The sequence below is a fragment of the Motilibacter rhizosphaerae genome (genome assembly GCF_004216915.1).
Lineage (GTDB): Bacteria > Actinomycetota > Actinomycetes > Motilibacterales > Motilibacteraceae > Motilibacter > Motilibacter rhizosphaerae.
Genome location: NZ_SGXD01000007.1, coordinates 1 through 19,949 on the forward strand (window position 1 = coordinate 1; position 19,949 = coordinate 19,949).

The 19,949-nt window shown below is 74.2% G+C and carries 21 protein-coding genes and 3 tRNA genes; 4 read left to right on the forward strand and 20 right to left on the reverse strand.

The genetic code is table 11. The features are described 5' to 3' along the window. Positions 1 to 143 precede the first annotated feature (143 nt). From rpoB to secE, 7 genes are all read right to left on the reverse strand, one after another. On the reverse strand, positions 144 to 3,638 hold the full coding sequence (gene rpoB / locus EV189_RS18855; RefSeq protein WP_130494567.1) for a DNA-directed RNA polymerase subunit beta: 3,495 nt from the start codon (positions 3,636 to 3,638) through the stop codon (positions 144 to 146). 516 nt (positions 3,639 to 4,154) lie between these two features. Then, the gene (rplL, locus tag EV189_RS18860) at positions 4,155 to 4,544 is read right to left on the reverse strand and encodes a 50S ribosomal protein L7/L12 (RefSeq protein ID WP_130494568.1); all 390 of its coding nucleotides are present in this window, start codon (positions 4,542 to 4,544) and stop codon (positions 4,155 to 4,157) included. Positions 4,545 to 4,594: 50 nt separating this feature from the next. Then, positions 4,595 to 5,248 carry a 50S ribosomal protein L10 gene (gene rplJ, locus EV189_RS18865; protein ID WP_130494569.1) on the reverse strand — a complete coding sequence of 218 codons (654 nt, stop codon included), beginning with the start codon at positions 5,246 to 5,248 and terminating at the stop codon, positions 4,595 to 4,597. A 335-nt stretch (positions 5,249 to 5,583) separates the two neighbouring features. Then, on the reverse strand, positions 5,584 to 6,300 hold the full coding sequence (rplA, locus tag EV189_RS18870) for a 50S ribosomal protein L1 (RefSeq protein WP_130494570.1): 717 nt from the start codon (positions 6,298 to 6,300) through the stop codon (positions 5,584 to 5,586). An 80-nt stretch (positions 6,301 to 6,380) separates the two neighbouring features. Continuing rightward, a complete protein-coding gene (rplK, locus tag EV189_RS18875; protein WP_130494571.1) occupies positions 6,381 to 6,812 on the reverse strand; it encodes a 50S ribosomal protein L11 in 432 nt (143 codons plus the stop codon). Positions 6,813 to 6,855: 43 nt separating this feature from the next. Next, the gene (gene nusG / locus EV189_RS21180; RefSeq protein ID WP_130494572.1) at positions 6,856 to 7,755 is read right to left on the reverse strand and encodes a transcription termination/antitermination protein NusG; all 900 of its coding nucleotides are present in this window, start codon (positions 7,753 to 7,755) and stop codon (positions 6,856 to 6,858) included. Between the two features lie 65 nt (positions 7,756 to 7,820). Further along, positions 7,821 to 8,093 (reverse strand): preprotein translocase subunit SecE, encoded by a 273-nt coding sequence (gene secE / locus EV189_RS18885; RefSeq protein ID WP_165400399.1) that lies wholly within the window; start codon positions 8,091 to 8,093, stop codon positions 7,821 to 7,823. Between the two features lie 227 nt (positions 8,094 to 8,320). On the opposite strand from secE, the gene EV189_RS18890 reads away from it, so the two are divergent. Next, a complete protein-coding gene (locus tag EV189_RS18890; protein WP_130494574.1) occupies positions 8,321 to 9,541 on the forward strand; it encodes a pyridoxal phosphate-dependent aminotransferase in 1,221 nt (406 codons plus the stop codon). After that, positions 9,538 to 10,581 carry an adenosine deaminase gene (locus EV189_RS18895; RefSeq protein ID WP_130494575.1) on the forward strand — a complete coding sequence of 348 codons (1,044 nt, stop codon included), beginning with the start codon at positions 9,538 to 9,540 and terminating at the stop codon, positions 10,579 to 10,581. Before EV189_RS18890 ends, EV189_RS18895 begins: the two co-directional genes overlap by 4 nt. Here EV189_RS18895 and EV189_RS18900 read toward each other — a convergent pair. The 9 genes from EV189_RS18900 to EV189_RS18940 form a co-directional block, all read right to left on the reverse strand. Beyond that, positions 10,578 to 11,645: a UDP-N-acetylmuramate dehydrogenase gene (locus EV189_RS18900; RefSeq protein WP_130494576.1), complete on the reverse strand. Its 1,068-nt coding sequence runs from the start codon at positions 11,643 to 11,645 to the stop codon at positions 10,578 to 10,580. The two genes, EV189_RS18895 and EV189_RS18900, sit on opposite strands and share 4 nt — an antisense overlap. Further along, on the reverse strand, positions 11,642 to 12,070 hold the full coding sequence (locus EV189_RS18905; protein ID WP_130494577.1) for a MaoC family dehydratase: 429 nt from the start codon (positions 12,068 to 12,070) through the stop codon (positions 11,642 to 11,644). The genes EV189_RS18900 and EV189_RS18905 overlap by 4 nt, the downstream gene beginning before the upstream one ends. Next, positions 12,067 to 12,492, reverse strand: a complete 426-nt coding sequence (locus EV189_RS18910; protein ID WP_165400392.1) for an FAS1-like dehydratase domain-containing protein — start codon at positions 12,490 to 12,492, stop codon at positions 12,067 to 12,069. Before EV189_RS18910 ends, EV189_RS18905 begins: the two co-directional genes overlap by 4 nt. Positions 12,493 to 12,512: 20 nt before the next feature. After that, entirely contained in the window at positions 12,513 to 12,677 is a 165-nt protein-coding gene (rpmG, locus tag EV189_RS18915) for a 50S ribosomal protein L33 (protein ID WP_130494579.1), read from the reverse strand. A 40-nt stretch (positions 12,678 to 12,717) separates the two neighbouring features. Beyond that, positions 12,718 to 12,790: transfer RNA gene (locus tag EV189_RS18920), tRNA-Met, on the reverse strand. 41 nt (positions 12,791 to 12,831) lie between these two features. Continuing rightward, positions 12,832 to 12,904: transfer RNA gene (locus tag EV189_RS18925), tRNA-Thr, on the reverse strand. Between the two features lie 52 nt (positions 12,905 to 12,956). Beyond that, positions 12,957 to 14,030, reverse strand: coding sequence for a hypothetical protein (locus EV189_RS18930; RefSeq protein ID WP_130494580.1), 1,074 nt, complete (start codon positions 14,028 to 14,030; stop codon positions 12,957 to 12,959). Next, positions 14,027 to 14,599 (reverse strand): SigE family RNA polymerase sigma factor, encoded by a 573-nt coding sequence (locus EV189_RS18935; RefSeq protein ID WP_130494581.1) that lies wholly within the window; start codon positions 14,597 to 14,599, stop codon positions 14,027 to 14,029. The genes EV189_RS18930 and EV189_RS18935 overlap by 4 nt, the downstream gene beginning before the upstream one ends. Before the next feature lie 316 nt (positions 14,600 to 14,915). Then, positions 14,916 to 14,997 (reverse strand) — tRNA-Tyr (locus tag EV189_RS18940). A 125-nt stretch (positions 14,998 to 15,122) separates the two neighbouring features. Between EV189_RS18940 and EV189_RS18945 the strand changes: the two genes are divergently transcribed. Next, positions 15,123 to 15,614: a YajQ family cyclic di-GMP-binding protein gene (locus tag EV189_RS18945; protein ID WP_130494582.1), complete on the forward strand. Its 492-nt coding sequence runs from the start codon at positions 15,123 to 15,125 to the stop codon at positions 15,612 to 15,614. A 76-nt stretch (positions 15,615 to 15,690) separates the two neighbouring features. Here EV189_RS18945 and htpX read toward each other — a convergent pair whose 3' ends face one another. The 4 genes from htpX to EV189_RS18965 all read right to left on the reverse strand — a co-directional run bounded on the left by htpX (position 15,691) and on the right by EV189_RS18965 (position 17,991). Further along, a complete protein-coding gene (gene htpX, locus EV189_RS18950) occupies positions 15,691 to 16,554 on the reverse strand; it encodes a zinc metalloprotease HtpX (protein ID WP_130494583.1) in 864 nt (287 codons plus the stop codon). Between the two features lie 62 nt (positions 16,555 to 16,616). After that, entirely contained in the window at positions 16,617 to 16,994 is a 378-nt protein-coding gene (locus tag EV189_RS18955) for a 4Fe-4S binding protein (RefSeq protein ID WP_130494584.1), read from the reverse strand. Next, positions 16,991 to 17,560: an NADH-quinone oxidoreductase subunit C gene (locus tag EV189_RS18960; protein ID WP_231116577.1), complete on the reverse strand. Its 570-nt coding sequence runs from the start codon at positions 17,558 to 17,560 to the stop codon at positions 16,991 to 16,993. Before EV189_RS18960 ends, EV189_RS18955 begins: the two co-directional genes overlap by 4 nt. After that, entirely contained in the window at positions 17,557 to 17,991 is a 435-nt protein-coding gene (locus EV189_RS18965; protein WP_130494585.1) for an NADH-quinone oxidoreductase subunit B, read from the reverse strand. Before EV189_RS18965 ends, EV189_RS18960 begins: the two co-directional genes overlap by 4 nt. Before the next feature lie 185 nt (positions 17,992 to 18,176). On the opposite strand from EV189_RS18965, the gene EV189_RS18970 reads away from it, so the two are divergent. After that, entirely contained in the window at positions 18,177 to 19,922 is a 1,746-nt protein-coding gene (locus tag EV189_RS18970) for a right-handed parallel beta-helix repeat-containing protein (RefSeq protein ID WP_130494586.1), read from the forward strand. Positions 19,923 to 19,949: the final 27 nt, after the last annotated feature.

Here is a 19,949-nt window from a genome sequence, read left to right on the forward strand (position 1 = left end):
CGGGGCGGGGCGGGGGCGGGGCGGGGGGGGGGGGCGGCCCGCGCGCCCCCGCCCCCCCCCCCCCCGGCGGGGGGGGGGGGGGTGGGGGGGGGGGGGGGGGGGGGGGGGCCCCGGGGGGGGGGGGCCCCCCCCCGCCCCTCCCGTCAGACCTCTTCGACGCTGCTGGGCTCGCGGCGGGACAGGTCGATGCCCAGCTCCTCCGCGGCCCTGAAGACGTCCTCGTCGGTCTCGCGCATCTCGATGGACATGCCGTCGCTCGAGAGCACCTCGACGTTGAGGCAGAGCGACTGCATCTCCTTGATGAGCACCTTGAAGGACTCGGGGATGCCCGGCTCGGGGATGTTCTCGCCCTTGACGATCGCCTCGTAGACCTTGACGCGGCCGGTGACGTCGTCGGACTTGATGGTGAGCAGCTCCTGCAGGGCGTAGGAGGCGCCGTAGGCCTCGAGGGCCCACACCTCCATCTCGCCGAAGCGCTGGCCGCCGAACTGGGCCTTCCCGCCCAGCGGCTGCTGCGTGATCATCGAGTACGGGCCGGTCGAGCGCGCGTGGATCTTGTCGTCGACCAGGTGGTGGAGCTTCAGGATGTAGATGTAGCCCACCGAGATCGGCGCCGGGAACGGCTCGCCGGAGCGGCCGTCGTAGAGCCGCGCCTTGCCGCTGGCGCCGATGAGGCGCTGGCCGTCGCGGGTCGGCAGGGTCGAGTCGAGCAGGCCGGTGATCTCCGACTCGCGCGCGCCGTCGAAGACGGGCGTCGCGACGTTGGTCCCCGGCTCGCCCTGGTCGGCCCCGATCGAGCGCAGCGACGTCCGCCAGTCCTCGCCCTCGGCGTCCTCGCCCTCGACGCTCCAGCCCGTCTTCGCGACCCACCCGAGGTGGGTCTCGAGGACCTGGCCGACGTTCATCCGGCCCGGCACGCCGAGCGGGTTGAGCACGATGTCGACCGGGGTGCCGTCCTCGAGGAACGGCATGTCCTCGACCGGGAGGATCTTGGAGATGACGCCCTTGTTGCCGTGGCGGCCGGCGAGCTTGTCGCCGTCGGTGATCTTGCGCTTCTGGGCGACGTAGACCCGGACGAGCTGGTTGACGCCCGGCGGGAGCTCGAAGCCCTCCTCGCGGTCGAACACCTTGACGCCGATGACCTTGCCGGACTCGCCGTGCGGCACCTTGAGCGAGGTGTCGCGCACCTCGCGCGCCTTCTCGCCGAAGATCGCGCGGAGCAGGCGCTCCTCGGGGGTCAGCTCGGTCTCGCCCTTGGGCGTGACCTTGCCGACGAGGATGTCGCCCGGGACGACGTCGGCGCCGATGCGGATGATGCCGCGGTCGTCGAGGTCGGCGAGGACCTCCTCGGAGACGTTCGGGATGTCCCGGGTGATCTCCTCGGGGCCCAGCTTGGTGTCGCGGGCGTCGACCTCGTGCTCCTCGATGTGGATCGAGGAGAGGACGTCGTCCTGCACGAGGCGCTGCGACAGGATGATCGCGTCCTCGTAGTTGTGGCCCTCCCACGACATGAAGGCGACGAGCAGGTTCTTGCCCAGCGCCATCTCGCCGTTGTCGGTGCAGGGGCCGTCGGCGAGGACCTGACCGGCCTCGATGCGCTGGCCCTGGTCGACGATCGGGCGCTGGTTGAAGGCCGTGCCCTGGTTGGAGCGGCGGAACTTCTGCACCCGGTAGGTCTGGTAGGTGCCGTCGTCGTTGGCCGTGGTGATGTAGTCGGCCGCGACCTCCTGCACGACGCCGGCCTTCTCCGCCACGATGACGTCGCCCGCGTCCTTGGCACCGCGGTACTCCATGCCGGTGCCGACCAGCGGGGACTCGCTGCGCAGCAGCGGCACCGCCTGGCGCTGCATGTTGGCGCCCATGAGCGCGCGGTTGGCGTCGTCGTGCTCGAGGAACGGGATCATGGCCGTGGCCACCGACACCATCTGGCGCGGCGAGACGTCCATGTAGTCGACCTCGTCGGCCGGGATGTACTCGACCTCGCCGCCCTTGCGGCGGACGAGGACGCGGGCCTCGGCGAAGCTGCCGTCGGGGTTGAGCGGCGCGTTCGCCTGGGCGACGACGTGCTCGTCCTCCTCGTCGGCGGTGAGGTAGTCGACCTCGTCGCTGACCCGGCCGCCGGTCACCTTGCGGTACGGGGTCTCGACGAACCCGAACGCGTTGATGCGCGCGTAGGTCGCGAGCGAGCCGATGAGGCCGATGTTCGGGCCCTCGGGGGTCTCGATCGGGCACATGCGGCCGTAGTGCGACGGGTGGACGTCGCGGACCTCCATGCCCGCCCGCTCGCGCGAGAGGCCGCCGGGGCCGAGCGCCGAGAGGCGGCGCTTGTGGGTCAGGCCGGCCAGCGGATTGGTCTGGTCCATGAACTGGCTGAGCTGGGAGGTCCCGAAGAACTCCTTGATGCTCGCCACGACCGGGCGGATGTTGATCAGGGTCTGCGGCGTGATCGCCTCGACGTCCTGGGTCGTCATCCGCTCGCGCACGACGCGCTCCATCCGGCTCAGGCCCGTGCGGACCTGGTTCTGGATGAGCTCGCCGACCGTGCGCAGGCGCCGGTTGCCGAAGTGGTCGATGTCGTCGACCTCCACGCGCACCTGGCCGCGGGCGCCCTCGAGCGAGGTCTCCCCCGCGTGCAGGGCCACGAGGTACTTGATCGTCGCGACGACGTCGTCGACGGTCAGGACGCCCTGGCCGATCTCCGCGTCGGTGCCGATCTTCTTGTTGACCTTGTAGCGGCCGACCTTGGCGAGGTCGTAGCGCTTCGGGTTGAAGTAGAGGTTGTCGAGCAGCGTCTGCGCCGCCTCGCGGGTCGGCGGCTCGCCCGGGCGCAGCTTGCGGTAGATGTCGAGCAGCGCGTCGTCCTGGCCCTGGGTGTGGTCCTTCTCCAGGGTGGAGCGCATCGACTCGTACTCGCCGAACTCCTCGAGGATCTTGGCGTCGTCCCAGCCGAGGGCCTTGAGCAGCACGGTCACCGACTGCTTGCGCTTGCGGTCGACGCGGACGCCGACCTGGTCGCGCTTGTCGATCTCGAACTCGAGCCAGGCGCCGCGGCTCGGGATGATGCGCGAGCCGAAGACGTCCTTGTCGGAGGTCTTGTCGAGCTGCTTGTCGAAGTAGACGCCCGGCGAGCGGACGAGCTGCGAGACGACGACGCGCTCGGTGCCGTTGATGATGAACGTGCCCTTGTCGGTCATGAGCGGGAAGTCGCCCATGAAGACCGTCTGGGACTTGATCTCACCGGTGGTGTTGTTCATGAACTCGGCCGTGACGAACAGCGGCGCCGAGAACGTGATGTCCCGCTCCTTGCACTCCTCCACGGAGTACTTCGGGTCGGAGAACTCCGGGTCCGAGAACGACAGGGACATGGTCCCCTGGAAGTCCTCGATCGGGCTGATCTCCTCGAAGATCTCCTGCAGCCCGGACTTCTCCGGGACGAGGACGCCCTGTGCGCGGAGGCCCTCGACGCGGGTCTTCCACTTGGCGTTGCCGAGCAGCCAGTCGAAGCTGTCGGTCTGCAGGGCCAGGAGGTTGGGGACCTCCAGGGGCTCACGGATCTTGGCGAAGGAGATGCGCCGGGGGGCGGTGCTCATGCTGCTGTGCTGGGGGGTCGTGCCATCTGCGGGGCGCGAGGCGGCCAAGAGGGGTCCTTCCGAGGCTCGGACTCGAGGCGTACGGAGTGCGTGCCCACGACCCCCACCTCCGGGCGTCTCAGGACGACGTCTCGGGGCATCTGAAGTGCACAGGGCAGCGCAAAGCGACAGCATACCCGTCCGGGCATGCTCGCGCAAACCCCTGCTCCGGCCCCTCCAGCGGGTCCCCTCCGCACCGCGGAGGTCCAGCACCGGTCGGGCCGACGAGCACCGTCCCGGGGGCTCGCGCTCCCGTCCGGCGCGAGCAGGATGGCCCGCGCGGGCCGGTGCGGTCAAGCACCCGGGAGGGGGTGTGGACGACCTTCTTCCCGCCGACACCTCGCCGACACTCCTCCGTCGACACCCGCGGGCCCGACCTGAGCTGTCCTCGCCCCTCCCGCGCGCACCCGCTCCCCCGCCGCGACGGGACAGGGGCACCCCCGGACGCAGCGAGGCCGCCCGTGCAGGTGCACGGACGGCCTCAGGGCGCAGCGGCCGGACGCGGGGTCCGGCCGGTGCGCGGGACTACTTGAGCGTGACGGTGGCGCCGGCGCCCTCGAGCTGCGCCTTGGCCTTCTCCGCCGCCTCCTTGGTGACCTTCTCCAGGACCGCCTTGGGCGTGCCGTCGACGAGGTCCTTGGCCTCCTTCAGGCCGAGGTTCGTGAGGGCGCGCACCTCCTTGATGACCTGGATCTTCTTGTCGCCGGCGCCCTCGAGGATGACGTCGAACTCGTCCTGCTCCTCGACGGCCTCGGCGGCCGCGCCGGCGCCCGCGCCGGCCGGGGCCGCGACGGCGACCGGAGCGGCGGCGGTGACGCCGAACGTGTCCTCGAACGCCTTCACGAACTCGGAGAGCTCGATGAGGGTGAGCTCCTTGAACGCGTCGAGGAGCTCGTCGGTGCTGAGCTTCGCCATGGTGGCGGTCCTTCCGTGCTGGGGATGTAGCGGGTCGGGCGAGGCGCTGGTCAGGCCTCGGTCGCCTCGGCGGCGGGAGCCGCCTCGGCCACGTCGGCGGCGGGAGCCGCCTCAGCCGCGTCGGCGGCCGGAGCCGCGTCGGCAGCCTCGGGGGCGTCGGCCGGAGCCGCAGCCTCCTCGGCGGGGGCGCCCTCCGCGCGCTGGGCGCGCAGGGCCTCCGCCAGGCGCGCGGCCTGGCTGAGCGGGGCCTGGAACAGCGCGGCCGCCTTGGCGAGCGTGGCGTTCATCGCGCCCGCCGCCTTGGACAGCAGCACCTCGCGCGACTCGAGGTCGGCGAGCTTGGTGATGTCGGCGGCGCTGAGGGGCTTGCCCTCCAGCACACCGCCCTTGATGACGAGCAGCGGGTGCGTACGGGCGAAGTCGCGCAGGCCCTTCGCGGCGTCGACCGGGTCGCCCTTGACGAAGGCGATGGCCGACGGGCCCGCGAGCAGGTCGTCGAGACCCGTCACGCCGGCCTCGCGGGCGGCGATCCTGGTCAGCGTGTTCTTCACCACGGCGTACGTGGCACCCTCGCCCAGGGAGCGGCGGAGCTCCTTCATCTGGGCGACGGTGAGCCCGCGGTACTCGGTGAGCACCGCCGCGGAGGAGTCACGGAAGTGCTCCGTCAGCTCGGCGACGGCGGTGGCCTTGTCAGCCTTCGCCATGGGTCTCCCTTCGGTGCCGGCACGCGAAGGGCTCCGGGGACGACGAACGCCCCGGCGCAGGCGCACGGGGCGTGGCACGCTGGGGACCAGCGGGCGAGCTCTGTCCAACCTGCGCGGGCGCCCGCGGAGCGGGTCCTTCGGCTCCTTCGTGGTCGGGCAGGTGCCCGGGCACGGTGGAGCAGCCAGCGGTCTTCGGCTCCGCCAGCGTACGCGACGCCGCGACCCCGTGTCGAATCCCGCCCTCCCCCCGGACGCGCCGAGGGGGCGCCGGCCGGAGCCGGCGCCCCCTCGGGACGCGCAGGTGGAGCTGTGCGGGTGGAGCGGAGGGGCGGTCCTCAGACCGCGGCCTCCTCCTCGAGCAGGTTGCGCGTGCGGCTGCTGTCGAGCGGGATGCCCGGGCCGTTGGTCGTGCTGACCGTGGCCTTCTTGATGTAGCGGCCCTTCGCGGCGGAGGGCTTCAGGCGGTTGATCTCCTCGAGCGCGGCGGAGTAGTTCTCCACCAGCGAGCGGTCGTCGAAGCTCGTCTTGCCGATGATGAAGTGGAGGTTCGAGTGGCGGTCGACGCGGAACTCGATCTTGCCCCCCTTGATCTCGGTGACGGCCTTGGCGACGTCCGCGGTGACCGTGCCGGTCTTGGGGTTCGGCATGAGGCCGCGGGGGCCGAGGACGCGGCCGAGGCGGCCGACCTTGCCCATGAGGTCCGGCGTGGCGACGACGGCGTCGAAGTCGAGGCGGCCCTTGGCGACCTCGTCGATGAGCTCGTCGGAGCCGACGATGTCGGCGCCGGCGGCGCGGGCGGCCTCGGCGCGGTCGCCGTTGGCGAAGACGAGGACGCGGGCCGTCTTGCCGGTGCCGTGCGGGAGGTTGACCGTGCCGCGGACCATCTGGTCGGCCTTGCGCGGGTCGACGCCCAGGCGGAAGGCGACCTCGACGGTCGCGTCGTACTTGGTGGAGGACGTCTCGCGGGCGAGGCGGACGGCCTCGAGCGGGGCGTAGAGCTTGTCGCCGTCGACCTTCTCGGCCGCGGCGCGGTAGGCCTTGCTGCGCTTCATGGTGCTGCTCCGTGTCGTTCGTGGGAGGTGTGGTCCGGGCCGCGCGAGGCCCTGCCACGGGTCGGGGGGAGCCGGGTGGCTCAGCCCTCGACCGTGATGCCCATCTGGCGGGCGGTGCCGGCGATGATCTTCTCGGCGGCGTCGAGGTCGTTGGCGTTGAGGTCGGGCAGCTTGGTCTGCGCGATCTCGCGGACCTGGTCGCGGCTGAGCTTGCCGACCTTGGTCTTGTTCGGCGTCGACGAGCCCTTCTCCAGGCCGGCGGCGGCGAGGATCAGGCGGGCGGCCGGGGGGGTCTTCGTGATGAACGTGAACGAGCGGTCCTCGTAGACGCTGATCTCGACCGGCACGACCTGGCCGCGCTGGGCCTCCGTCGCGGCGTTGTACGCCTTGACGAACTCCATGATGTTGACGCCGTGCTGGCCCAGCGCGGGGCCGACGGGCGGCGCGGGCGTCGCCGCGCCGGCCTTGATCTGCAGCTTGATGATCGCTGCGAGCTTCTTCTTGGGAGGCATCTCTCTCGCGTCCTCGTGGGTCAGCCCCGGCCGACGGCCGGGGTCAGATCTTCTGGATCTGGCTGAAGGGGAGCTCGACCGGGGTCTCGCGCCCGAAGATCTCGACGAGGCCGCGCACCTTGCGGGCGTCGACGTCGATCTCGTTGATGGTCGCGTGCAGCGTCGCGAAAGGCCCCTCGGTCACCATGACCGAGTCGCCCACCGCGAAGTCCACGACCTTGACCTCGGGCGCCGCGGAGGCCGCCGCGCCCTTCTTCTCCTCGGGCTTCGGGGCGAGCATGCGCCCGACCTCGTCGGTGCTGAGGGGCGAGGGGTTGTGCGCGTGGCCGACGAACTGCGTCACGCCGGGGGTGTTGCGCACGACGCCCCACGACTCGTCGGTGAGGTCCATGCGCACGAGGACGTACCCGGGGAACTTGGTCCGGCGCACGGTCTTGCGCTGGCCGTTCTTGATCTCGGTGACCTCCTCCATGGGCACCTCGACCTGGAAGATGAAGTCCTCCATGTTGAGCGTCGCGGTGCGCTGCTCGAGGTTGGCCTTCACCCGGTTCTCGTAGCCGGCGTAGGAGTTGATGACGTACCAGTCGCCCGGCGCCCGGCGCAGCGCGGCGTAGAACTCCGCGACCGGGTCCTCCTCGTCCTCGTCGGCCCCCTCAGGGGCGTCCTCGACGGCGTCCGGGGCGCCCGGCAGGTCGGCCTCCTCCTCGCCCGCGGCCTCCTCCTCGCCGGCCCCGCTCACGACCGCGCCCTCGAGGTAGCCGCTCGAGGCGTCGTCCGTGCCGCCGAGCGCGTCCGTGCCCGAGCCGGTGTCGTCACCCGGGTCGGCCGCGAACGGGTCGGTGCCGTAGCCCGCGCCGTAGGGCGAGCGGCCCGCGAACGCGCCCTCGGCGTCGGCAGCCTCGGCACTCTCGGTGTGCGGGACGTCGAAAGGACTCTGGGACACGGTGGGCGGCTCCGGTCTTCGGTGCGGGCGGTCGGTCAGGAGGGGGGGCGCGGCGGGGCCGCGGGTCAGCCGAAGACCCAGAACATGAGCCGGCCGAAGCCGTAGTCCAGGACGCTGAGCAGGGCGATCATCGCGATGACGAAGACGATGACGACCGTGGTGTAGGTCGTCAGCTCGTTGCGCGTCGGCCAGATGACCTTGCGCAGCTCCGCGACGACCTGCCGGATGTAGAGCGAGAGGCGCGCGAGCGGACCGCCCCGCCCGACCGCCGCACGGGCGCCGCTGCGGGACGCCGGCGCGACGTCGCGCTCGGGGACGGCGCTGCTGCCGTCGTGCAGCTCGGTCACAGCGGGGCTCCACTCGGTGGTCGGTCGGTGCTGGCGGGCGGTGTCGTCCACCCGTGCGGGGCCGGCACGACCCGGGCGGGTGCGCAGGCGCGGGCACGGGTCGGCACGACGCCGACGGACCAGTGTACGGCGTGGTCCCTCCCGCGGTCGAACCGCGTACGGCCGGGGCGCCGGGAACGCCCGCGCGGGCACCGTCGGGCGTCTGGCACGATCGGGGCATGACCTCCCCCGTCGCGCCCACCGCCGCCCGGGTCTCCGCCCGGGTGGGAGCCATCGCCGAGTCCGCCACCCTGGCCGTCGACGCCAAGGCGAAGGCGCTCAAGGCGGCGGGGCGGCCGGTCATCGGGTTCGGCGCCGGCGAGCCCGACTTCCCGACGCCCGCGCACATCGTCGAGGCCGCGGTGCGCGCGTGCTCGGACCCGAGGATGCACCACTACACCCCCGCGGCGGGGCTGCCCGAGCTGCGCGAGGCCGTCGCCGTCAAGACGCTGCGCGACTCCGGCTGGGGCGTGCAGGCGAGCCAGGTGCTCATCACCAACGGCGGCAAGCAGGCGGTCTACAACGCCTTCGCCGCGCTGCTCGACCCGGGCGACGAGGTGCTCGTGCCCGCGCCGTACTGGACGACCTACCCCGAGAGCATCCGGCTGGCCGGCGGTGTCCCCGTCGAGGTCCTCACGGACGAGACGACGGGCTACCTCGCGAGCGTCGAGCAGCTCGAGGCGGCGCTGACCCCGCGTACCAAGGTCCTGCTGTTCGTCTCCCCCTCGAACCCCACGGGGGCGGTCTACTCCCCCGAGCAGACGGCGGAGATCGGGCGCTGGGCGCTCGAGCGCGGCCTCTGGGTCGTCACCGACGAGATCTACGAGCACCTGGTCTACGGCGGCACGGTGTTCTCCTCGCTGCCGGCGCTGGTGCCCGAGCTCGCCGACCGCACCGTCGTGGTCAACGGCGTCGCCAAGACGTGGGCGATGACCGGCTGGCGCGTCGGGTGGCTCATCGGCCCCGGCGACGTGGTCCGCGCGGCTGGCAACCTGCAGTCGCACGCCACCTCCAACGTCAGCAACGTCGCGCAGGCCGCGGCGCTCGCGGCCGTCACCGACGACCTCTCGGCGGTCCGCGAGATGCGCACGGCCTTCGACCGGCGCCGGCAGACCATGGTGCGGATGCTCAACGACGTCCCCGGCTTCGTCTGCCCGGAGCCGCTGGGCGCGTTCTACTGCTACCCCTCGGTCAAGGGCGCGCTCGGTCGCAGCATCCGCGGGCGCAGCGTCAGCAGCTCCGCCGAGCTGTGCGAGGTCGTCCTGGACGAGGCCGAGGTCGCGCTCGTGCCGGGTGAGGCGTTCGGGACGCCGGGCTACGTCCGGCTGTCGTACGCCCTGGGTGACGCCGACCTCGCCGAGGGCGTGGGGCGGGTCCAGCGCCTGCTGTCCGGGGAGTGACCGGCGCGGTCCCCCCGGAGCAGGGCCGCGACCTCGCCGCGCTGCCGAAGGCGCACCTGCACCTGCACTCGACCGGGTCGATGCGGCACGCCACCCTCGTCGAGCTCGCCTACCGCTCGGGGGTGCGGCTGCCGGAGAGCCTGCGCTCGCCCTCGCCCCCGCCGCTGCGCGACGTGGACAGCCGCGGGTGGTTCCGGTTCCAGCGGCTCTACGACGTCGCCCGCTCGGTGCTCACGACCGAGGACGACGTGCGGCGCCTCGTCCGCGAGGCGGCCGAGGACGAGGCGGCGGAGGGCTCGGGCTGGCTCGAGATCCAGGTCGACCCCTCGGGCTACGCCGCGCGCTACGGCGGCGTCACGCCGTTCCTCGAGCTGTTCCTCGCCGCGGCCCGCGAGGCCGAGGAGCTCACCGGCGTGGGCATCGGCGTCATCGTCGCGGCGAACCGCACCCGCCACCCCCTCGACGCCCGGACGCTCGCGCGGCTCGCCGTCCGCTACGCGGGGGCGGGCGTCGTGGGCTTCGGGCTCTCCAACGACGAGCGGCGCGGGGCGACGAGCGAGTTCGCCCGGGCGTTCGCGATCGCCCGGCACGGCGGGCTGCCCACCGTCCCCCACGCCGGCGAGCTGCGCGGCCCGGAGCACGTCCGCGCCGTGCTCGAGGTCGCCGACCCGGCGCGGCTCGGCCACGGCGTACGTGCTGCGGAGGACCCCGCGCTGCTCGAGGAGCTGGCCCGGAGGGGCACGGCCTGCGAGGTGTGCCCGGCGTCCAACGTGTCGCTGGGCGTCGCCGAGCGGCCCGAGGACGTGCCGCTGCGCCAGCTGCTCGCCGCGGGCGTGCCGGTCGCCCTGGGGGCGGACGACCCGCTGCTGTTCGGCTCGCGGCTCACGGCGCAGTACGCGCTGGCGCGCTCCGCGCACGGCCTGGACGACGCGGCGCTGGCCGCCCTGGCGCGCTCCTCGGTGGAGTCGTCGTTCGCGCCGGAGGACCGCAAGCGGCGGCTGCTCGCGGGGATCGAGCGCTGGCTGGCGACGCCGCCCTAGAGGGCGACACCCACGAGGGCGGGCTCGGGCTCCAGGACCACCCCGAAGCGGTCGGCCACCCTGTCGCGCAGCGTACGGGCCAGCGCGACGAGGTCCTCGGCCCGCGCGCCGCCCCTGTTGGTGAGCGCGAGGGCGTGCTTGCCGGACAGCGCGGCCGGGCCGTCGCCGTAGCCCGGCGGGAAGCCGGCGTGCTGGATGAGCCAGGCCGCCGAGAGCTTCACGCGGCCCTCGGGCGCGGGCCAGCGCGGGGCGTCGGCCGGGACGCGCTCGGCCGCCGCGGCGGGCACGACCGGGTTGGTGAAGAAGGAGCCGGCACTGCGCGTGTCGGGGTCGGCCGGGTCGAGGACCATGCCCTTGCGGGCGCGCAGCGCGAGCACGGTCTCGCGGACCCGGGCGAGCGGGGCCCGTCCGCCCTCGGGGACGCCGAGCGCCCGGGCCAGCTCGGCGTAGCGGACCGGGTCGGACAGCTCGGCCGGCCGCAGGGCGAGCTCGACGCCCAGCACGACCCAGCGCTGGCGAGCGGCGGGGCCCTGCTCCGCGCCCGGCCAGTCCTCCGGCAAGCGCTCCTGCTTGAAGCGGCTGGTGCGGTAGCCGAAGCCGCAGTCCCCGACCGCGAGGGTGCGCCGCTGCCCGGTGAGCCGGTCCCAGGTGCGGACGCGCTCGACGACGGCGGCCACCTCCTGGCCGTACGCGCCGACGTTCTGGACGGGGGTGGCGCCGGTGGTGCCGGGGATCCCGGTGAGGCACTCGATGCCGGCCAGGCCCTCCTCGAGGGCGCGGTCGACGACCGACTCCCAGGGCTCCCCCGCGGCGACGTCGAGCGTGGGGTAGCCGCAGCCGCAGTCGACGAGGGCGGCGCCGCGCGTGGCGACCTGGACGACGGTCCCGGGGAAGCCGGCGTCGCCGACCAGCAGGTTGCTGCCGCCCCCGACGAGGAGGAGCGGCTCGCGCGCGGCGTCCGCCTCCTGGACCGCGCTGAGCAGCTCGGCCTCGGTCGTGGCCCGCACGAGGCGGCCGGCGGGGCCGCCCACCCCCAGGGTGGTGAGCTCGGCGAGGGTGCTCACGGCGCGAGCTGGAGCACGGCCCGGGCGCCGGCGAGCACGCGGACGCCGCTCGACACGGCCTGCAGCTCGACGCGGACCCGCCCCTCGGGGAGGAGCTCGGCGACGCGGCCGCTGACGACCAGCTCGGCGCCCTGCTCGCCCCAGGGGACGACGACGGGCTTGACGAAGCGCACGGAGAAGTCGGCGACGGCGTCCGGGCTCCCCGCCCAGGCGGTGAGCAGGCTGCCGGCGAGGGCCATCGTCAGCATCCCGTGGGCGATGACCCCGGGCAGGCCGACGGCCTCGGCGGTGCGCTCGTCCCAGTGGATGGGGTTGAAGTCCCCGGAGGCGCCGGCGTAGCGGACGAGGTCCGCACGGGTGAGCGCGTGGGTCGTCGGGCCGAGCTCGTCGCCGACGGCGACGCCAGCGGCGGAGCGGAGCGTCACGCGGACGCCTCCCCGCTCGCGGCGGAGGAGATCACGAGCGTGGACCAGGCGCTGCCCAGCGGGCCCTCGGCGGCGGTGAGGTCGACGCGCACGGCCACCAGGGCCGCGGGGCCGAGGACGCGCACGGACTCGACCGTCGCCGTGCCCGAGACCCGGTCGCCCGGCACCAGGGCGCGGGTAAGGGCGAAGCGCTGCTCGCCGTGCACGACCCGCTCGAGCGCGATGCCGAGCCCGGGGTCCTCCAGCAGCGGCTGCAGCGCGCGCCAGGCCACCACGAAGGGGTAGGTCGGCGGCGCCGCGACGGGCTCGCCGCCGTCGCCCGTCCGCACGGCGGAGGCGAAGCGGCGGACCTCCTCGCGGCCGACCTCGTACGCCGCCGAGGCGGGGTAGGAGCGGCCGACGAGGGAGGCGTCGAGACCCACGGACCTGCTCGCCAGCGGGACTAGCGGGTCTCGCGGTGCGCGGTGTGCGTCCGGCAGTTCGGGCAGAACTTCTTCAGCTCGATCCGGTCGGGGTCGTTGCGCCGGTTCTTCTTGGTGATGTAGTTGCGGTGCTTGCACTCCTGGCAGGCCAGGGTGATCTTGGGACGGACGTCGGTGGCAGCCACGGGTGCAGCCTTCCTTGCAGTTCGAGGGAGTCGGTGCGGGTAGCGGTGACCGGACTTGAACCGGTGACACAGCGATTATGAGCCGCTTGCTCTGCCAACTGAGCTACACCGCCGAGCAGGCGGCCTCCTTGCGGAGACCGCCGGACTGGATCAGAGCCCCAATACGGAATCGAACCGTAGACCTTCTCCTTACCATGGAGACGCTCTGCCGACTGAGCTATTGGGGCACGCGAGGTACGAGGATACACGGTCCGCAGACCGTCGGGCGACCACCCCGGGCTATGCCCCCGGCAGCGCCCCCGGCGCCTGGCTCGGCGCCGCGAGGGTCGTGGGCGTGGCGCCCGCCGACGGGCTGCCGGCGCTCTGCGCCCGCGGCACCGCCGAGTCCCCAGGGTCGGCCGCCGCCGGAGTGCCGCCCGTCGCCGTCGACGGGCTGGCGCTCGCCGAGGAGCCGTCGCTGGGACTGCTCCCCGGGCTCGGCGTGGGGCTCGTCGACGGGTCCCCTCCACCCGTCGACGACGGCGACGGCGTGCTCGTGGGCGTCGAGGGCGCGCCGGAGCCCGCCGTCCACGTCCACGTCCGGGCCTCGGTCTGGACCTGCTCGCTGCCCTTGCAGCCGGTGTGGACGGCCGCGACGAGCACGTGCGGGCCCGGCCCGGAGAAGAGCAAGTCGCCCTCGACGAAGCCGGCGCTCGGCGCGCGGTCGCAGGCGCCCGGGACCGGCCGCGTCGCGCGGACCAGTCCGTCCTCGCGCAGCGCGACCAGCGTGACCGGGGCGTCCCCCCCGCTCCACCGCACGACGTAGTGCGCGCGGTAGCCGCCGTCGGAGGCACGGCCCGCGGAGGTCAGCTGGTAGCCGAGCACGACGGGCACCCCGCTGGGGGTGGGCGCCGCGGTCGTGGCTGCGGGGACCGCCGCCGAGGTGGTGGTCGGCAGCGCCAGGCCCGCGGCCGGGCTCGACGAGCCCACGGGGCGGACCGCGCCGGGCACCGTCACGGTCACGGCCGGCTGCGGCACGACGTGGGCGGACGCCTTCGGCGCAGGAGCGGTCGTGGCGGGCGCCGAGGCCGAGGCGGTCGCGCCCGAGCCCAGGACCGTCGTCGGCTGGGTCCCGGTGCCGTGCAGCCACCAGCCGCCGGCGGCGGCCACGGGCACGGCGGCCGCGGCGAGGGCGAGGACGCGGCGCGACGTCCGCTGCGCACTGGCCCGGGACAGCACGGCCCCGCGCAACTCGGTGGCGTCGAGGTAGCGCGGCGTCTCGTCCGCCAGGCGCGAGAGCCCCGCGCGCAGCATCGCGTCCACGTCCTCGGCGCCGCCGAGGCCGTCCCGTCCGGGCTGGTCCTGCCTGCTCATGCGCGCTCCCCTCCTCCCACCGGTCCGGCCCCCCGGCCGCCCCTGCCCTCGACCTGCGTCAGGTCCACTGCTGCACCCACTCCGTCCGCGGGCTCCGCGAGCAGCGCCCGCAGCTTGCCCATCGCGGCTGACGCCGTGCTCTTCACCGTGCCCGGGGAGATGCCGAGCGACTCGGCGATCTCCTTCTCGGACATGTCCTCGTAGAACCTGAGGACGATCACCGCGCGCTGCCGGCGCGGCAGCTGCGCGAGCAGCCGGCGCACGTGCTCGCGGTCGTCCGCCGCGCCGTACGGGTCGAGCAGCTCCACGTCCGGCAGCTCGGCCGTCGGCCGCTCGCCGTTCCACTTCCGCTGCCACCAGCGGGTGTAGATGCTCACCATGACCTTGCGGACGTAGGCCTCGGCGGCCGCCTCGTCGCGCAGGGTCTCCCAGCGCAGGTAGGTCTTGGTCAGCGCCGACTGGAGCAGGTCCTCGGCGAGGTGCCGGTCGCCCGTCAGGAGGTACGCCGTCCGCAGCAGCGCCGCGGAGCGCTCGCGCAGGAGACGGTCGAAGGCCTCCGGCGTCTCCATCGAACCCCTCTGGACGGCAACCTGGCGCCGCCCGGCACCGGCATCGGCCGGAGCAGGGCGGACCCCCAGGGTAGAGGAGGCCGGGACGGGCACGGGCACGGCAGCGCCCAGCACGGCGCGGCGCTGGGCGCCGAGGCCGGGCGCCAGCCCCAGGGCCGTGGAGTGCTGCACGTCTTTGAGGAGACGGCGAGGGGGTCAGGAGGTTCAGTCGTCGAGCCGGATCTTTGCACGCTCAAGGGCTGCTGGCCGCGACCGCCCACGACGCGCCCCGGACGCACGGACGGCGCCCTCCCGAGGGGGAGGGCGCCGTCTGGTGTGGCAGGTGAAGGATTCGAACCTTCGTAGGCTAAGCCGACGGATTTACAGTCCGCTCCCATTGGCCACTCGGGCAACCTGCCGCATCACCGGCGAGCCGGCGACTGAGGGAGAATACCGGATCGGCGACCCCGGGTCGCGCCACCCCCGGGGCTCGTCGCCGCCGGGACCGGCACGTACGGCAGCAGCACCAACGGAAGGGCCAGCCATGGCGGACTCGTCGTTCGACATCGTGAGCAAGGTCGACCGCCAGGAGGTCGACAACGCGCTGAACCAGACGGCCAAGGAGCTGTCGCAGCGCTTCGACTTCAAGGGCACCGGCGCCACCATCGCGTGGTCCGGCGAGGAGGCGGTCGTGCTGGAGGCCAGCTCCGAGGAGCGGCTCAAGGCGGCGTACGACGTCTTCCAGGAGAAGCTCATCAAGCGCGGCATCTCGCTCAAGGCGGTGGACGCCGGGGAGCCCCAGCAGTCGGGCAAGACCTACAAGCTCACCGGCAGCATCAAGCAGGGCATCAGCCAGGACGACGCGAAGAAGCTCGCCAAGACGATCCGCGACGAGGGCCCCAAGGGCATCAAGGCGCAGGTCCAGGGCGACGAGCTGCGGGTGAGCTCGAAGAGCCGCGACGACCTGCAGGCCGTCATCGCGCTGCTCAAGGGCAAGGACCTCGACATCGCGGTGCAGTTCGTCAACTACCGCTAGCCGTCCCCTCCCGTGATCCTGCACGTCCTGGGCCCCAGGACGTGCATGATCACGGGGAGGTCGGGGGGCGCGGGGGTCAGCGCAGGCCGGCGTACTCCTCGAGGCGGCGGACCCGCTCCGCGGTCGGCGGGTGCGTCGAGAAGAGCCGCCCCGCCCCGCCGGCACCGAACGGGTTCGCGATCATGAGCGAGCTCGTCGTCTGCAGCCGCGGCTCGGGCGGCAGCGGCAGGGCTCGCGCCCCCGCCTCGATCTTGCGCAGCGCGCTCGCCAGCGCCAGCGGGTCACCGGTGAGCGCGGCCCCGGACGCGTCGGCCTCGAACTCGCGCGACCGGCTGATCGCCAGCTGGACGAGCGAGGCGGCGACGGGCGCTAGCAGCAGGCCGAGCAGCACCACCACGGGGTTCGGCCGGTCGTCGTCGTCGCTGCCGCCGCCGAGCGGCAGGAACATCGCGAACTGCGCGACGTACATGACGACGGAGGCGAGCGTCGCCGCGACCGACGAGATGAGGATGTCGCGGTTGTAGACGTGCGAGAGCTCGTGCCCGAGCACGCCGCGCAGCTCGCGCTGGTCGAGCAGCTGGGTGATGCCCTCGGTGACGCAGACCGCGGCGTGCTGGGGGTTGCGGCCGGTGGCGAAGGCGTTCGGCGCCTGGGTCGGCGAGACGTAGAGCTGCGGCATCGGCTGCTGCGCCGCGGTCGAGAGGTCGCGGACGATGGCGTACAGCCAGGGCGCCTCGACCTCGCTGACCGGGCGGGCGCGCATCGAGCGCAGCGCGATCGTGTCGCTCTTGAAGTAGGCGAACGCGTTCATGCCCAGGGCGAGCACGAGGGCGATGGTCAGCCCGCTCGCGCCGCCGACCAGCTGGCCGACGACGAGGATGAGCGCGCTGAGCACGCCCAGCAGGGCGGCGGTCCGCAGGCCGTTGTGGTGGCGGTGCATCTGTCTCCTCCGGAGATCCGTACGTCCGGGGAACGACGCCGCGCGGGCCGCGGGTTCCGCGTTCAGCCGGAGGCGGACTGCCCGTCGGGCTGCGCGGCGCCCGGAGCGCTGCCCAGCCACTCCCCCAGCCGCTCCTTCCCGTGGACCAGGTCGCCAAGCGCGGGCTCGGCGTAGTCGGTCTCCGGGGACCAGAACAGCGCGTCGAACGGGCAGACCTCGACGCAGATGCCGCAGTACAGGCAGAGCGCGTAGTCGATGTCGAACCGGTCCAGCACGTGCGCGGTCCGCGGCCGGCCGCCCGGCCCCTCGGCAGGGACGCGCTCGACGTGGGAGTCGATGGTGATGCACCAGTCCGGGCACTCGCGCACGCAGAGCATGCAGACGGTACAGCTCTCCTCGCGCAGCGCGATGACCCCCCGGCGCCGGTCGCTCCCGCTCATGCGCCGCCCCAGGTGCCGGGCTCGGGCACGCCCGGGGGCAGCGCGCGCCGGCGGGTCCGCCCGCTCGGCTCGTGCTCGCCGGGCCACTCGCGGGCGACGCGGGACGCCAGCACGAAGTCCTTGCGCAGCGGGTGCCCCTCGAACCCCGGCGGGAGCAGCAGCGGGCGGAGGTCCGGGTGCCCGCGGAAGCCCACGGCGTACATCTCGTGGGCCTCGCGCTCGTGCCAGGCCGCGCCGGGCAGCAGCGGCACGAGGCTGTCGACCTCCGGCGCGTCCGGCGGGAGACCCGTCGCCAGCAGTGCGACGGCCCCCGCGGAGGGTCCGTCGGGCGCGCGCAGGCAGACCAGGAGGTCGACGCGCTCCTCCTCGTCGACCGCACCGAGCCAGTCGAGCCACCCGGCGCCGGCGCGCTCGACCACGAGCCCGACCGCCTCGCGCCAGCGCCCGGGAGGCACCCGGGCGTACGCGACCTCGGCGGGCGCCCCCGGCCGCGAGCCGACCTCGAGCAGGTCGTCCCCGAGCTCCGCGAGCGCGTCGCGCAGGGCCGGCTCCAGCGCGGCTGTCACGCGACCAGCTCCTCGAGCCGGCGCAGGCCCTGCTCCAGGGCCTCGGGCTGCGGCGGGCAGCCGGGGATCCACAGGTCGACCGGCAGCACCTGCCCGATGCCCTTGGTCACCGAGTAGGAGTCCCAGTACGGGCCGCCCGACGCGACGCACGCCCCGAAGGCGACCACACGGGCCCCCGGCGGGAGCGCGCGGTGCGCGGCGACGACGGCGGGGAGGCCCTTGTCCGTGACGGTGCCGCTGACGAGCAGCACGTCCGCGCGGTCCGGCGCCTCCGCGAAGGGGGCCTCGACGGCGCCGGCGGCGAGCAGGCGCCGGGACGCGGCCGCGGAGACCTCCACCGCGCAGCAGGCGAGCCCGGCCTCGAGGACGTGGAGGCGCAGCCGGGCGCCCCAGTCGAGGACGGCGGCGGGCGGGGCGGGGGACGGGGTCACGGCGGGTCCAGGGTAGTCCGCAGCCCTGGGTGACGAGCCCGGTCACGCTGCGCGACGCTTTCGCTCCCCGCATCACGCCAACGGGTGGAGCGGGTGCTGGTCAGCGCCTCGATGTCGACCGATGTTGACCCGGACGTCACGACGCACGGTTACGCTGCGCCTCCGACGACCCCGGAGGACCCCGCATGACGCGCCCGCGCCGCCTGGCCCTGCTGACCGCCCCCGTGGCCCTCGCCGCGCTCACCGGAGGTCTCGCCGCAGCCCCTGCCGCACAGGCCGGGCCGACCGCCCTGCGGGCGCTCGCCGGCCTGCACACCGCGGCGTACGGCCCCTCGAAGGGCTACACCGCGACGGCGTTCGGCCGCGCCTGGGCCGACACCGACGGCAACGGCTGCGACAACCGCGACGACGTGCTGTGGCGCGACTCCGGGCGCGGGGCGGCGTTCTCGACGACCGACCGCTGCGTGGTGACCTCAGCGGCGGTGCGCAGCGCGTACACCGGGCGCACGCTGCGCTACACGACGGGGAGCCGCGCGGTCTCGGTCGACCGCGTCGTCCCGCTGCCGCAGGCGTGGCGGAGCGGGGCGCGCAGCTGGGGCGCCCGCAAGCGCCAGCAGTTCGCCGAGGACCCGCTCAACCTCGTGACCGGCGAGGCGGCGCTCAGCCGCACCCGGGCCGCGAAGGACGCCTCCGGCTGGCTCCCCGCCGGGCGCGTCCAGCGCTGCGCGTTCGCCGCCCGGACCGTCGCGGTCCTCCGCACCTACGCGCTCAGCGTGACCAAGGCGGAGCGGGTCGCCCTCCAGCGCGCGCTCGCGCCCTGCCCCCGCCAGGCGCTGCCGACCGGCACCGGCATCCCGGCTCGGCCCAAGGCCGGCAGCACGCCCGCCGACCCGGGCACGCCGGCCAAGCCCGGCACACCGACGACGCCCGGCAGCCCCGGGAGCCCCGGCACGCCCGGCACGCCCGCCGCACCGACGACGCCGGGCACCCCCGGCACCCCGCCGCCGGCGGGCAGCACGCTGCCGCCCGTCGCGGGCGGGACGACCCCGAGCCCGGCCCAGCCGTGGACGCCGGACCAGAAGGCGCCGAGCTTCACCCCCGACGCGAGGACCCTCCCCGACCTGCGCCTCGCCCTCGAGCAGGCGCGCCCGGGCACGGTCATCACGCTGGAGGACGGCGTCTACCCCGCGCGCCTCGAGCTCGACGCCAGCGGCACCGCGGCGGCACCGATCGTGCTGCGCGGCACCCGCGGCGCGATCATCGACGTGGACCGCGAGCGCACGGGGACGGCGCTCACCGTGAAGGGCAGCTGGTGGGTCGTGCAGGGCATCACGCTGCGCGACGCGCAGCGCGGGGTGCTGGTGCAGGGCGGCTCCCACGTCGTGCTCGACGGCATCGACGTGCACGACGTCGGCAACGAGGGCGTCCGCTTCCGCGGCACGAGCGACGACGTGCTCCAGGGCAGCGACATCCACGAGACGGGCATCAACCGCGGCAACCTCGGCCAGGGCGTCGAGGTCGGCTCCCCGATCACCGTGTGGCAGGGCGGCCCCGACCGCGCCGACCGGATCACGGTCACGGGCAACCGGATCTGGCGGACGACGGCCGCGGGCGTCGACGTGAAGGAGGGCACCTCCGGCGCCCTCGTCACGGGCAACCACTTCTGGCACGTGGACCACGGGCACGACGACGAGCCCTACGGCCCGTACAGCCCCTGGGTCGGGGTCGCCGGCAACGACGCGACCGTCACCGGCAACCGCGGCGACGGCGGGACGCCGGTCTGGGCGAAGGCGCCCCTCGACCCGCGCACCCGCAAGCCGCTCGAGGGCTACGCACTGCGGCTCAGCGCGGACGACAACACGACGGACGGTGCCCCCGAGCCGCCGCTCAGCGACGACCACAGCACGGGTATCGACCGCGGCGACGACTGACACGCGGCCCGGGCGGCCGGGCGGTGC

Coding starts and splice junctions, on each gene's coding strand:
- EV189_RS18955 (WP_130494584.1), bottom strand. CDS start 16,994: ATGAGCGGGAGCGACCGGCGCCGGGGGGTCATCGCGCTGCGCGAGGAG.
- rplA (WP_130494570.1), bottom strand. CDS start 6,300: ATGAAGCGCAGCAAGGCCTACCGCGCCGCGGCCGAGAAGGTCGACGGC.
- rplL (WP_130494568.1), bottom strand. CDS start 4,544: ATGGCGAAGCTCAGCACCGACGAGCTCCTCGACGCGTTCAAGGAGCTC.
- EV189_RS18970 (WP_130494586.1), top strand. CDS start 18,177: ATGACGCGCCCGCGCCGCCTGGCCCTGCTGACCGCCCCCGTGGCCCTC.
- EV189_RS18890 (WP_130494574.1), top strand. CDS start 8,321: ATGACCTCCCCCGTCGCGCCCACCGCCGCCCGGGTCTCCGCCCGGGTG.
- htpX (WP_130494583.1), bottom strand. CDS start 16,554: ATGCACCGCCACCACAACGGCCTGCGGACCGCCGCCCTGCTGGGCGTG.
- rplJ (WP_130494569.1), bottom strand. CDS start 5,248: ATGGCGAAGGCTGACAAGGCCACCGCCGTCGCCGAGCTGACGGAGCAC.
- EV189_RS18945 (WP_130494582.1), top strand. CDS start 15,123: ATGGCGGACTCGTCGTTCGACATCGTGAGCAAGGTCGACCGCCAGGAG.
- EV189_RS18935 (WP_130494581.1), bottom strand. CDS start 14,599: ATGGAGACGCCGGAGGCCTTCGACCGTCTCCTGCGCGAGCGCTCCGCG.
- rplK (WP_130494571.1), bottom strand. CDS start 6,812: ATGCCTCCCAAGAAGAAGCTCGCAGCGATCATCAAGCTGCAGATCAAG.
- EV189_RS18930 (WP_130494580.1), bottom strand. CDS start 14,030: ATGAGCAGGCAGGACCAGCCCGGACGGGACGGCCTCGGCGGCGCCGAG.